The sequence below is a fragment of the Sporolactobacillus kofuensis genome (assembly GCF_024125425.1).
Lineage (GTDB): Bacteria > Bacillota > Bacilli > Bacillales > Sporolactobacillaceae > Sporolactobacillus > Sporolactobacillus kofuensis.
Map to the genome: position 1 here is coordinate 16,364 of NZ_JAMXWN010000010.1, position 13,747 is coordinate 30,110.

General features: G+C 42.7%; 12 protein-coding genes. 11 read left to right on the top strand and 1 reads right to left on the bottom strand.

Annotated features, from left to right (window positions below; genetic code table 11):
• Positions 1 to 88 precede the first annotated feature (88 nt).
• Complete coding sequence (locus NIE32_RS09250; RefSeq protein ID WP_253076608.1) at positions 89 to 1,303, bottom strand: phospholipase D-like domain-containing protein; 1,215 nt, start codon at positions 1,301 to 1,303, stop codon at positions 89 to 91.
• A gap of 364 nt (positions 1,304 to 1,667) precedes the next feature.
• Here NIE32_RS09250 and rpoE point away from each other — a divergent pair, with 364 nt between their 5' ends.
• The 11 genes from rpoE to NIE32_RS09305 all read left to right on the top strand — a co-directional run bounded on the left by rpoE (position 1,668) and on the right by NIE32_RS09305 (position 13,597).
• A complete protein-coding gene (gene rpoE / locus NIE32_RS09255) occupies positions 1,668 to 2,141 on the top strand; it encodes a DNA-directed RNA polymerase subunit delta (protein WP_253076609.1) in 474 nt (157 codons plus the stop codon).
• 309 nt (positions 2,142 to 2,450) lie between these two features.
• Positions 2,451 to 4,049: a CTP synthase gene (gene pyrG, locus NIE32_RS09260; RefSeq protein ID WP_253076610.1), complete on the top strand. Its 1,599-nt coding sequence runs from the start codon at positions 2,451 to 2,453 to the stop codon at positions 4,047 to 4,049.
• 459 nt (positions 4,050 to 4,508) lie between these two features.
• Positions 4,509 to 4,916 carry a response regulator gene (locus NIE32_RS09265; protein WP_253076707.1) on the top strand — a complete coding sequence of 136 codons (408 nt, stop codon included), beginning with the start codon at positions 4,509 to 4,511 and terminating at the stop codon, positions 4,914 to 4,916.
• Between the two features lie 229 nt (positions 4,917 to 5,145).
• Positions 5,146 to 6,441, top strand: coding sequence for a UDP-N-acetylglucosamine 1-carboxyvinyltransferase (murA, locus tag NIE32_RS09270; protein WP_253076611.1), 1,296 nt, complete (start codon positions 5,146 to 5,148; stop codon positions 6,439 to 6,441).
• 490 nt (positions 6,442 to 6,931) lie between these two features.
• Entirely contained in the window at positions 6,932 to 8,203 is a 1,272-nt protein-coding gene (rho, locus tag NIE32_RS09275; protein WP_253076612.1) for a transcription termination factor Rho, read from the top strand.
• 277 nt (positions 8,204 to 8,480) lie between these two features.
• The gene (locus NIE32_RS09280; protein ID WP_253076708.1) at positions 8,481 to 8,726 is read left to right on the top strand and encodes a type B 50S ribosomal protein L31; all 246 of its coding nucleotides are present in this window, start codon (positions 8,481 to 8,483) and stop codon (positions 8,724 to 8,726) included.
• A gap of 156 nt (positions 8,727 to 8,882) precedes the next feature.
• A complete protein-coding gene (locus NIE32_RS09285; protein WP_253076613.1) occupies positions 8,883 to 9,455 on the top strand; it encodes a thymidine kinase in 573 nt (190 codons plus the stop codon).
• 274 nt (positions 9,456 to 9,729) lie between these two features.
• Complete coding sequence (gene prfA, locus NIE32_RS09290) at positions 9,730 to 10,803, top strand: peptide chain release factor 1 (protein ID WP_253076614.1); 1,074 nt, start codon at positions 9,730 to 9,732, stop codon at positions 10,801 to 10,803.
• The gene (gene prmC, locus NIE32_RS09295; RefSeq protein WP_253076615.1) at positions 10,800 to 11,675 is read left to right on the top strand and encodes a peptide chain release factor N(5)-glutamine methyltransferase; all 876 of its coding nucleotides are present in this window, start codon (positions 10,800 to 10,802) and stop codon (positions 11,673 to 11,675) included. Before prfA ends, prmC begins: the two co-directional genes overlap by 4 nt.
• A gap of 65 nt (positions 11,676 to 11,740) precedes the next feature.
• Positions 11,741 to 12,436: a stage II sporulation protein R gene (gene spoIIR, locus NIE32_RS09300; RefSeq protein ID WP_253076616.1), complete on the top strand. Its 696-nt coding sequence runs from the start codon at positions 11,741 to 11,743 to the stop codon at positions 12,434 to 12,436.
• A 117-nt stretch (positions 12,437 to 12,553) separates the two neighbouring features.
• Positions 12,554 to 13,597: an L-threonylcarbamoyladenylate synthase gene (locus NIE32_RS09305; protein ID WP_253076617.1), complete on the top strand. Its 1,044-nt coding sequence runs from the start codon at positions 12,554 to 12,556 to the stop codon at positions 13,595 to 13,597.
• The last annotated feature ends 150 nt before the right edge of the window (positions 13,598 to 13,747 follow it).

Below are 13,747 nucleotides of genomic sequence, written 5' to 3' on the forward strand. Positions count from 1 at the left end.
TCGGCAATTAATCGATCGAAACGCAATTCATACCCAATAAAGATTCAGTGGTATTGCCCAGTTGTCTTACGTGCAGATGCAATTTATCTTAAAGGAAGAAGCGAATCCAGCCACTGAAGATCGATTTGATTTTTTCTACAGACGAACGCTTCTGAATTTGTTTCAGTGAGACCAGTTTCGAACCGTCACGGATTTCTTTCTCAAGCTGCCGGAGTACGTGATGGACCAACACGGGGTCTTTGGTGAATCCGGAGAGTTCATCATTCCAAAAAAGACTGCGCTGATCGAAATTCGCGGTACCTAGATAACAGAATTGTCGATCCACAATGAAGAGTTTCGCATGGTAGAAGCCCTGATAAAAATGGTATAATCGCGCCCCGTTCTCCACGAGCGGTTTGAGATAAAGGTAAGATGCAGGTTGTACCAGACCGTGATCCTTTTTCATAGGCAAGACAATGGTGAGCGTTACGCCATGCATGAGTTTATCCTGCAGAACCTTCATCAACCTCTCGCTCGGGATAAAGTAAGGTGATCCGATAAAAATAGAGGATTGGGCTGCGTTTAATTTTTCCGCAAAGAAGTCTTCGAGCTGCTTGCCATCAGACCCTAATAAGGTGATCTTCGATGGCCCGGGTTCTACTTCTGGAAAATAGGAAGTGTTATTTTGTAAATCAATTTTGGTGCTACGTTTCCAGTCGATTAAGAATAGACGTTGTAGGTCATGGACACTTTCACCAATGATTCTGAGATGATTATCATGCCATGGCCCCATTTCCGGTTTTCTTCCGATGTATTCGCGACTGACATTAAACCCGCCAAAGTAGCCAATTCTTCCGTCGATAACCATAATTTTACGATGGTTGCGTCGATTTAAATAATAAAAGGTAAATGGAAAGGTTAATTTGCCTGAGAAGGCGAGATGAACCCCTTCTTTTGCTAAAGCTGCTTTTTGTTTGCGTAAGCGAAATCCGTTCAACGCATCGATGAGGATACGAACTTCTACGCCTTCAACTGCTTTTTGTTTCAATAGATGTAGCCATTTATTGCCGACTTCGTCAGGAGTGAAGATAAAAAATGAAAGATGGATGTGGTTCTTGGCATTACGGATGCTTTGCTCCATGTCTTCATAAAGTTCATGACCGTTGGAAAAATAACGAAAATTGTTGAATCCGGTTTTCGGCTTATATTCGCGGTTAAGGGCGTGCTTCACACGCAATCCAGAGAAGATATCAAGCAGAATGGCTACAATAAGCAATAGTACAAGAGTGATAAGGATAAATAGTGTATTAATAAATAGGTGCATCACATGACCTCCGATCGAATGACCAACAGTATATCCTAGAATTAATATATCCCAATTTGAATAATGTATCTTCATCAAATACCTTTTAATATTTTTAATAGACCTAAAAAATGAACGACGGTAAAGAATGAATGACAAATTTATGGTCTAGACTTGATTTTAGTTCTTGAACGGATTATTGTATTTATTGTATAACCCTACAATGAGTTTTTGTGTGCAATTTTTCCAAACATGCGGGATGCAAATCACTAGAGACCATTGTGAACAGAAGGTGTGCAGACTTTTTTGTATGCACACACCCGGCATGGTCAAGCTCCGCCGGATGCACTTAGATATTTGATGAGAGTATTGATATAGGGAAAGGATGTTTCCATTGACAAAACACGTGGTTGAAAAAGCAAAGATTGATCAATTCTATGATATATTGTCCCAGGGAAAAGAACCGAAAACCTTCTATGAACTGACCGACATGGTTTATAAAGAAGGAGAGATTGAGGCAGATGGTGGTGAATCACTCGCACGTCTTTATACTACACTCAGCCTTGATGGACGCTTTCTAAGTGTTGGACATAATCTTTGGGCTCTGCGCAATTGGTATCCACTGGAACAACGTGAAGACGATATTGCAAAGACATTGGGCGATTCTCATCATAAGAAACATAAAGTGGCAGATGATGGTTTCGATGATTATGATGATGTTGATGATGAAGAAGATCTTGATCAAGATAATGAAGATGAGACCGATGACAATGATGATATGAATGACGACGATGATTATGAAGATGACGATGTTCAGCGAATTAAGCGCAACGCGATCGTGGATGAGGATGAGGAATAATTCTCCAGCGACAGCTCTCGCGTTGAGCTGAGCATTAAGACGATTTTTCCTTAATCATTCTCTTGATTCGACTGTTTAAGTTTGTTAGAATTGCAAAGGGCGATAAATAGAATCGGAATTTGAAGCAAAAGCGAGCCCTCCGAAAGGGGAGCGTACCGCTTTTGCTTTTTTACAAAAAAAGGCAGGAAAAATAGGTCGGATCAAGTCGAAATTTGCTGATCGATCGCTCCCTTGCTCTTGATTACTCTAGACTGTGCAAACCGCTTGGTGAAGCCAAGCGTTCTAATGATAAGGGGGAAAACATCAAGGATGACGAAGTACATTTTTGTGACCGGAGGCGTGGTTTCGTCTCTTGGAAAAGGAATTACCGCAGCGTCACTTGGACGTCTTTTGAAAAATCGCGGTTTGAAAGTGACCATACAGAAGTTCGATCCGTATATTAACGTGGATCCTGGAACGATGAGCCCATACCAGCACGGAGAAGTCTTCGTTACCGATGATGGTGCTGAAACCGACCTTGATCTTGGTCACTATGAACGATTTATTGATATTAATCTTAACAAGAACAGCAATGTGACGACTGGAAAGATCTATTCCACTGTTCTGAAGCGGGAACGTCGCGGTGATTATCTGGGAGGGACTGTTCAGGTCATTCCTCATATCACGAATGAGATTAAAGATCGTGTGTTTCGGGCTGGGAAGACAACCGGAGCAGATGTAGTGATTACAGAAATAGGCGGTACGGTCGGTGATATCGAAAGCCTTCCATTTTTGGAAGCCATCCGTCAGATCAAGAGTGATGTCGGCTTGGATAATGTTCTCTATATCCATTGTACCTTAATCCCTTATTTAAAGGCTGCGGGTGAAATGAAAACGAAGCCGACACAGCACAGTGTAAAAGAGCTGCGCAGTCTCGGAATTCAGCCCAATGTCATCGTGGTTCGTACTGAACTACCTGTTTCTGACGAAATGAAAGCAAAACTGGCACTCTTTTGCGACATTGATAAGGATGCCGTCATTGAAGCCCGTGATGCAGAGACGTTGTACCAAGTGCCGCTGCAGCTCCAGGCTCAGCATTTGGACGACATTGTTTGTGATAAACTAAATCTGCCAAAAGGCGAAGCAGATATGAGCCAATGGCATGATCTCGTTGACAAAGTGCTTCATCCAAAGCAGCATGTGAAAATCGGACTGGTGGGCAAATACGTCGAACTGCAGGATGCTTATATTTCCGTAGTTGAGGCACTGAAGCATGGTGGATATACTTTTGATGCGGAAGTAAAAGTGAAGTACATTAATTCGGAAGACTTGCTTCCGGAGAATGTGGACGAGCAATTGGAAGGTTGCCAAGGAATTATTGTACCGGGCGGTTTCGGAGATCGTGGTATTGAAGGGAAAATCCTGGCTATTCAATATGCTCGGGAACATAAGGTGCCATTCTTTGGCATTTGCCTTGGGATGCAACTTGCTTCAATTGAATTTGCACGCCATGTGTTGAAATTAAGCAATGCAGATTCTGCCGAATTTAATCAAGATGCTGAAGAAGCGATTATTGATCTGCTACCGGAACAGTTGGATGTTGAAGATTTAGGCGGTACGTTACGATTAGGACTTTACCCGTGCAAAATTGCCAAAGATACGAAAGTATATGCAGCTTATGATAAGGAAATTATTTATCAGCGCCATCGTCATCGTTATGAATTCAATAACCAATATCGTGAAAAAATGGCGGAGCATGGTATGGTATTTTCCGGACTGAGTCCTGACAATAGACTCGTTGAAATGATCGAATTAAACGATCATCCTTGGTTCGTGGCATGTCAGTTCCATCCGGAATTCAAATCACGTCCGACACGTCCGGAACCACTATTCCGCGATTTTATTAAGGCATCACTGGAAAACGAATAATTATAATCCAATCTAAAATTTGAAAAACCGGAAGTTGATCAAAAATTCAACTTCCGGTTTTAGTTATACTCGTTAAAAATTTTATGAAAAGAATAAATTAGAGGAAGCTAATATAACCGTCACTGACTTTTGGCATCACCAAGTTCTCTGTATAGGATAAGAATATACAACCAATTTGCGTAAAAAATGTAGGGATGATGCGAGATGCCTGCAGAGCGTTCCTGTTGATCACAAGCCATGTGAGGCCCCGTAGAGAGGCGCTGACACCGAGGGAGCGCACGAATGAACGTAGCAAGCGAGCAAGCGAAGCATCATCAATACAAAACATGGGCTGGGCCGTTTTACTCAGTTTTTCTAAAACTAAAACAAAAAAGAAGGGAAATGACGCTAAAAAGTAGAAATTCTAGGTTGGAAAATACTAAAGTACGTGAGCAAATATCAGTGAAAGAGGGCAATGATATGGTTGAATATGATGCTACGGATGAAACAGGACAAGCCAACGCAATTATGATCGTGGATGACCAGCCAGGCATTCGAATGTTGTTAACGGAAGTATTCAAAAAGGAAGGCTACCACGTGTTCGTTGCGGCAAATGGTTACCAAGCTTTGACACATCTGAAGCGGAAGCATCCTGCTCTTGTGCTCTTGGATATGAAGTTACCGGATATGAGCGGACTGGAATTATTAGCTCAATTGAAACAATTGAAACCAAATTTGAAAGTGATTATGATGACAGCTTATGGAGAGGGGGATCTCGTGCAACAAGCACTACGCAGTGGTGCGATCGCATATTTCACCAAGCCCTTTGATCTCCAAGAATTAATCAGCGTCGTAGAAAGCCAAACCCACCATATTTCATCAAAATAATGAAGTTATTCCTCAGCGAGTCTCCCGAGACACCTCCACCTGTTTATGATATAATGCCAAGAGATTGGATTGAACATTTTGATCGTTAATTTTGAGAGTGAAGGTGTTTATTGCTGGCCCAAGGCATATATTTGCCAATGTACATATAATGGTTTAGTCTGATTGTTTCTTGAAGGGGTTTATTAAAGAGGCACTTACTAATCGTCAATGAAAAGGAAGTATTCTGAACATGGATAAATTACTGATTGAAGGCGGTACAACATTACATGGTACTGTTCAAATTAGCGGAGCAAAAAATAGTGCTGTCGCATTAATTCCGGCAACCATTCTTGCTGATTCGCCGGTTACCATTGATCAACTTCCCGATATTTCGGATGTGCGTACGTTGTGCAAATTATTGCGTGAAATTGGTGGAACAGTATCCTTTCATGATCATACGTTTATTGTCGACCCAAGAAAGATGGTGGACATGCCGCTTCCTAACGGTTCGGTAAAACGGTTGCGTGCATCTTATTATTTGATGGGCGCTATGCTTGGTCGATTCCATAAAGCGGTTATTGGACTGCCCGGGGGATGCAATTTGGGACCCCGTCCGATTGACCAGCATATTAAGGGATTTGAAGCACTTGGTGCGAAAGTGACCAATGAGCAGGGAGCGATTTACCTGCGCGCCGATTCGCTGCATGGTGCAAGAATCTACCTTGATGTTGTCAGTGTTGGCGCAACCATTAACATCATGCTTGCGGCTGTGAAGGCAGAGGGTCAAACGATTATTGAGAATGCCGCAAAGGAACCGGAAATTATTGATGTGGCCACGTTGTTAACAAGTATGGGAGCGAAAATCAAAGGTGCGGGAACCGACGTCATTCGTATTGAAGGCGTTGAGCATCTTCATGGGTGCAGGCATATGATTATTCCTGACCGAATTGAAGCCGGAACTTTTATGATTATTGGTGCTGCCATGGGAAACAGCATTTTAATCGATAATGTAATTCCTCAACATGTGGAATCATTGACTGCGAAACTAAGCGAAATGGGAACCGATGTTCAAGTCGGTGAGGACCAAATTCTTGTATCGCGTAACAGTGGGCAAATGAAGAGTGCAGATGTTAAGACGCTTGTATATCCTGGATTTCCAACTGATCTTCAACAGCCGCTGACCAGTTTGCTGACCCAGGCGGAAGGAACGAGTATAATTACGGATACTATCTATGGCGCAAGGTTCAAACATATTGATGAACTGAGGCGGATGGGTGCAAACGTGAAAGTTGAGGGGCGTTCAGCAATTTTGACCGGACCTAATCATCTGGAAGGGGCCAAAGTACGGGCTACTGACTTGAGAGCGGGCGCCTCACTTGTGATTGCAGGTCTTATGGCGACCGGAACGACAGAAATTGCAGGCGTTGAACATATTGATCGTGGGTACGACCATATAATGGAGAAACTACAAAAAATTGGTGCCAATATCTGGCGAGAGCCAATGCTTGATGAGGAAGAAAGAGACAGTATCAAAGAGCAGGAATAACTTTTGTGTGGATCCGCGTGATGAAAACTTCGTTGCGGATTCATTTTTTTTCTTTTGATCGATAGTCATGCATTCTAATAGTTGATAAAAAGGGTATAATGTGCTATTAATGGGGTACAAATAAAATTATTTATAACGATAAGAAAAAAATATTGTGCCTCAAGGAAAACCCTTCAAAGGATACTAGTATATGAGATAGGCTTTTTGGCCCTGTAAAAGTAATAATACCCCATCTACAGAAGTTTGATCAGATAATTGCCAATAGGTAAGTTTCTATAAACAGATTGTTATTTATTTAACTGTGCTTTGATTCGTGAAGGATTGAAATCGCTTAGCTTATCGTGCCGCGCTCTTTCAACTAAACTCCTCCCCCCCACTAAATGTACAGTTCTGTGCAATTGCCTGCTCTCTCTAAATAAATAGAAACGTTGATTTAGCTATGTGTGTGCTTGATACGACGGGTGATAAATTGATAAAGTGTGGTGCGATAATGCCGATTACATTAGCAGAATTGGAAAATATGAAATTAAAAGAATTATATGAGCATGCCAAGGAATTCAAAATTTCTTATTACAGCAAGCTCAATAAGAGAGAATTAATCTTCTCGATTTTGAAAAAACAAGCTGAAAAAGATGGTCTATCATTAATGGAAGGTGTTTTGGAAATAATTCCAACTGAGGGATTCGGTTTTCTGCGCCCAATTAATTATTCACCGAGCTCAGAGGACATCTATATTTCAGCCTCACAAATCCGGCGTTTTGACTTGCGAAATGGGGACAAGGTTACAGGGAAAGTACGGCCGCCTAAGGAAAATGAACGCTATTTTGGCCTCTTAAGGGTTGAAGCTGTCAATGGTGAAAATCCTGATGTGGCAAAGGAACGTGTACATTTTCCTGCATTGACCCCCCTCTATCCTGACCGACACATGGTTCTCGAAACAACACGTGAACATTTTTCAACACGGATTATTGATATGATCTCTCCAGTTGGATTTGGGCAAAGAGGGATGATCGTAGCGCCGCCAAAGGCTGGTAAGACAACATTACTGAAAGAGATTGCAAACAGCATCACCGTTAACTATCCAGATGTTGAATTAATTGTACTGCTCGTCGATGAGCGTCCGGAAGAAGTCACGGATATTGAGCGTTCAGTTAAGGGGGATGTGGTTAGCTCAACCTTTGATGAGGTGCCGGAAAACCACGTCAAGGTATCAGAACTCGTTCTTGAACGCGCAATGCGTCTCGTTGAACACAAACGTGATGTTGTCATCCTGATGGATAGTCTTACTCGTCTTGCTCGTGCCTATAACTTAGTCATTCCGCCAAGTGGACGAACGCTTTCCGGTGGTATTGATCCCGCCGCTTTTCATAAACCGAAGAAATTTTTTGGCGCCGCGCGTAATATTGAGGAAGGTGGCAGCCTGACCATCTTAGCTACGGCTTTGGTTGATACTGGTTCACGTATGGATGATGTCATTTATGAAGAATTCAAAGGAACCGGTAATATGGAATTGCATCTTGATCGACGCCTCGCTGAACGGCGCATCTTCCCAGCGATTGATATCCGACGTTCCAGTACGCGTAAAGAAGAATTACTTGTGGATCAAAACCATCTCGATAAGCTTTGGACAATGCGTAAGACGATGGATGAATCACAAGAATTTGTGGAACATTTCTACAAACGAATTAAGGAAACAAAATCCAATCAGGAATTTTTTGATCTGTTTGATAAAGAAAAAAAAGGCGGATTACAAACAAAATAGGGAACGCGAGAACTTGGGCTCAGAAAGAACGAGTGGACAAGTAATCGCCTGTAAGAAGATATCTGAACAGAAAGTATGTGTATTACTCGGAGGGATGTGTTAAGAAGGCGTGGTGCGAGACGGTTGCGGCAAGCGAGCACCGAAGCCTCATTGACACACGTACGAACAGAAACCACTGCTTGCAAACACACGAGCGTCCTGTTATAATACTCGTTGTGCATTATGCTATCAGACTCTGGTTTGAAAGAATAATCAGGGCGCAAAGGAGATGAATGAGATGAAAGCAGGCATCCATCCTGACTATCATAAGGTCGTATTTATGGATTCAAGTACTGGCTTTAAATTTTTGAGCGGTTCAACGAAGAAATCGAATCAAACGGTTCAATGGGAAGACGGAAACGAATATCCATTGATTACAGTCGAAATTAGTTCCGATTCGCATCCATTCTATACTGGCCGTCAGAAATTCGCTGATAAAGGCGGACGTGTCGATCGGTTTAAACAGAAATATAATCTTAAATAAGATTTATTTGAAGTCCAGACAGAAAAACGGCATTTCCGGTGCAGTGCAACAATGGAGCGGAACTAGCCGTTTTTGTTTTGAAATAGAGGATATAGCGCAGGCAGGAAAAACTGCCTGCTTTTTAACAACCTGAGATTATGAAAGGGCGAACAGGCCATGGCTCAACTATTCTTTAAGTACGGTGCAATGAACAGTGGAAAATCAATTGAAATAATAAAAGTTGCACATAACTATGAAGAGCAGGGAAAATCGGTACTTCTCTTTACATCCGGGGTCGATGATCGCGATGAAGTCGGATCCATTTCAAGTAGAATAGGATTTAAACGACGTGCGATCCCAATCTTTGAGACAACGAATATTTTTGAAAAGGTTAATGACTATCAGCCACGACCTCATTGTGTGCTGATTGATGAGGTGCAATTTCTTAGCAAGGCGCATGTCCTTCAATTGGCTGAAATTGTGGATCAATTACATATTCCAGTCATGGGTTTTGGACTAAAGAATGATTTTCGCAATGAATTGTTTGAAGGAAGTAAGTATTTACTACTTTACGCAGATAAGATTGAAGAAATGAAAACAATTTGCTGGTTTTGTGAGCGAAAAGCGATTATGAATCTCCGCATTGATAGTAATGGGAAGCCGGTTTATACCGGAGATCAGATTCAGATTGGTGGCAATGAGAGCTATTATCCCGTTTGCCGGCATTGTTATAGCCATCCGCCAATCTGATGAACTGCAGCTGCGTGACCCTATAAAAATGACTAGATTATGAGCAACCTGGCTTCGCGGATCCTTTTACACAAGCGAAGCCTTTATTATACGCATTCAGCCAACTCCTGAATTTTGTGTCGCTATGATAGTATAATAAAAGGTATAGGAGTTGCGGATGAAACAGATATGTTGTTAGACGATAAGAACGCATCTAATGTGCGAGGATTATAGTATAAGTACAGCTGAAAAAAGGAGCAGCGCCAAGTCTTCTTTTTTAGATGGGGTGAATAGGATGTTTGAACGCTTACAGTCCATGGAAGAACGCTACGAGAAGCTGAATCAGCTCCTCGCAGATCCGAATGTTATCAATGATCCGGGGAAATTGCGTAAGTATTCAAAGGAACAGTCGGACTTACAAGAAATTGTTGCAGTCTTTCGTAAATATAAACAAGCTGATTCTGAAATGATTGATGCGAAAAGCATGCTTGACGAGTCGTTGGACGAGAGCATGAATGCTATGGTGCATGAGGAGATCAACCGGCTTGATCGTGAACTAACAGAACTTAAAGAACAACTTAAGCAGCTACTTATTCCCAAAGATCCGAATGATGACCGAAACGTTATTTTGGAAATACGTGGTGCTGCTGGTGGTGATGAAGCGGCACTTTTTGCTGGCGACCTCTTCAGAATGTACTCGCGATACGCTGAACAACAGGGTTGGAAGACCGAAGTCATTGATGCCAGCCCAAATGAAATCGGCGGATTTAAGGAAATTGTCTGCATGATTTCTGGAAAAGGAGCTTTTTCTAAACTCAAATATGAAAATGGTGCACAGCGCGTGCAGCGGGTGCCTGAAACCGAATCAGGTGGGCGCATTCACACGTCGACAGCGACAGTAGCAGTACTTCCTGAAGCACAGGAAGTTGAAGTTGAATTGAACGAGAAAGATATTCGCGTTGACCGTTTTGCCTCAAGCGGTCCAGGTGGTCAGAGTGTGAATACGACGATGTCGGCAATCCGTTTGACACACATTCCAACCGGTATTGTGGTTTCTTGTCAGGAAGAACGGTCACAGATAAAAAATAAGGAAAAAGCAATGAAGGTATTGCGTGCCCGCGTCTATGACAAATATCAAAAAGAGGCACAGGATCAATATGATTCAACACGAAAATCAGCGGTTGGAACCGGCGATCGATCAGAACGGATTCGTACGTATAACTTTTCACAAAATCGTGTTACCGACCACCGAATTGGACTAACGCTTCATCAGTTGGATCAAGTGTTAAATGGTAAACTTGATGACATTATTCACGCCTTGATTTTAAATGAACAGGCGAAAAAAATCGAACAGGCGGATGCCGGGTGAGTGAAAAAAGGTATGAATTGTTAAATTGGGCGTCTTCGCTATTGAAGGCAAATCATCGTGATGAAAATATTGGTGAAATTCTGCTTTGCGAGCGATTGCATCTGTCAAAAACAGATCTGATTGCTCATCGTGGTGACGATGTAACCGACCAAGATGCGTTGTGGATACGCACACGTGTGAACGATCATGTGCTGAATGGTACACCTGTGCAATATATGCTGGGTTCAGCTCCTTTTTATGGACGATTATTTAAAGTGACACCGGATGTATTGATTCCACGGCAAGAAACCGAGGAGCTGGTATGGCGTGTGGGAACGTGGGCGTCACGTTACTTTTCAGATCAACAGTCACTATCGGTATGCGATATAGGGACAGGCAGTGGAGCAATCGCAGCAACACTCGCATTGGAACACCCGAAATGGAAAGTTTCTGCTGTAGATATTTCTGAACGTGCATTAAAAATAGCCAAGGAAAACGCTTCAGATCTTGGGGCCCATGTCGATTTTTTTCAAGGGGATTTACTCGAGCCTCTAAAAGATAACCCTTTTGATGTGTTGGTTTCCAATCCCCCGTACATTTCCGGCAGGGAAATGGATGAACTTGATGATACGGTTGGAAACTTTGAACCGCATTTGGCGTTATTTGGCGGAGACGACGGTTTAACTTTTTACAGGCAGATTCTAGATAATATTCCTACTGTGATCGGACAATCTCCACATTTTCTCATTGCTTTTGAGATTGGAGCATACCAGGGTGAGGACGTAGCAAACCTAATTCGTACTGCCTTTCCACGGAGCATTGAAGCGTTATCTGTAGAAAAAGATATTGCGGGCTATGATCGCAATGTGATGGCTGTACTTCGAACGCAATAAAAAAGCTGTGCGAGGGTTTAGATCGTTGCTTTCGTGACCACAATGGTGGTATGGAGGCGAGGATCTTGAAAAAACCTTTGATACTCATGATCTTATTAACTATAAATCTAGCACTTGTATTCTTCTTCTGGCAGTATAGTACAACAAAAGCGGATCAAAAAGGTCCGATACCTCAGGATGCGATTCGCTTACGCATCCTAGCAAATAGTGACTCACCCGCAGATCAGGTGGTCAAACGTCAAGTTCGGGATGCGGTCAACGCTGATATCACACGCTGGGTACAGAATTTGAAAACAGCTGATCAAGCGAAGCGGGTTATTCGTTCACATCTACCTGAGATCCGCCAGACGGTAAAACAAACACTTCGCCGTGCACGTGCAGACAGTACCTATAAAGTTAAACTCGGTAAAGCTAATTTTCCAACGAAAATGTACGGCAATTATGTCTATCCTGCAGGAGAATATAATGCTTTAGTAATCACATTAGGTGACGGACGTGGTGCGAATTGGTGGTGTGTCCTTTTTCCGCCACTGTGTTTCTTGGATTTTTCAAATAGTGAAGCCGTTGCCAACCCCAAAGCAGATGTTAACAACGCAAAAGCAGAACAACGCATTGAACAGTCTAATGTTCAAACGGAACAGGACACACGATCAACCAATCAGGCTGTGCCGCAATCATCTGCCGGTCGTTCGGAAAAAGTGGAGGTACATTCCTTTGTCGGAGACTTTATCTTAAAGGTTTGGCATGCTTTCGCAGGTTAAAGTCATTGCAAGCTGGCTATGTGAATGGTATGGTTTATACGGAATGAAGTAGGGTCGGTGAAAACCGGCCTTATTCAAATAGAAGATTAATTTAGAAAGAAAAAGGGGAATTTTGTTATGGTAGAAACACAAGTATGGCGCGTAGATCCTAACGCCCCCGATCTTGAACATACACCTCAAATTATTGCAGCAGCAGAAAAGTTGGTGCAGGGCGAAATCGTTGCATTTCCTACTGAAACTGTATATGGATTAGGTGGGAATGCTAAATTACAAGATTCAGTTCGGAAAATATATGAGGCAAAGGGTCGGCCGAGCGATAATCCATTGATTGTCCATGTTGCCACACTGGAACAAGTACGCGATATCTGTACAGAGATCCATCCGATCGCAAAAAAGTTAATCGATACTTTCTGGCCGGGACCATTGACTTTGGTGCTCCCATCTCGTGGAGAGGTGTCCAATGCAGTTACAGCTGGTTTGTCAACGGTGGCGGTCCGCATGCCAAGTCATCCGGTCGCACGCGCGTTAATCTTAGCTTCCAATTTACCTATTGCCGCCCCTTCCGCGAATCTGTCAGGCAGACCGAGCCCAACTCGGGCAGATCACGTTTTTTATGACTTAGATGGTCGTATTGCCGGTATTGTTGATGGCGGCGAAACGGGGGTTGGCGTTGAGTCGACGGTAGTAGATTGCACGACTACACCAATAACAATCCTTCGTCCAGGTGGTATTTCGAAGGAACAATTGGTTGAAGTGGTAGGGGCAGTAGCCGATGATCCTGGGCTTACGCGCTCTGATCAGATACCAAAGGCACCTGGAATGAAGTATAAGCATTATGCACCGCAAGCAATGATGTATCTCGTCCCTTCAGGCAAAGAAAAGATATGCGAATTGGTTGCTACCGAGAAGAACAATGGCAGAAGGATTGGTGTCCTCACGACAGAAGAAAATCGGGATAGTTATCCTGATGCTGATGTTGTGCTTGTTTGCGGGAAACGTAGTGAACCGGCAACAGTAGCACATAATTTGTTTGATGTCCTTCGCCGTTTTGATCAGAAAAATGTGGATGCAATTTACAGTGAAACGTTTTCCGAAGAGGGAATAGGAAAAGCGATTATGAATCGCATGTCAAAAGCAGCCGGCGGCAGAATTATCGAGTGAACAGGCTGTCTTATACTTTATCGTAAGAGCGGGAAGAATATTTTCTTCCCGCTCTTACTCTTATAAAAAAAGGATAAAATTTTTAATTCGTTTTCGTGTTATTAAGTGAGTTCAAGAAGTCCTCCTTCTATTCTTTTGCAGACATGCATA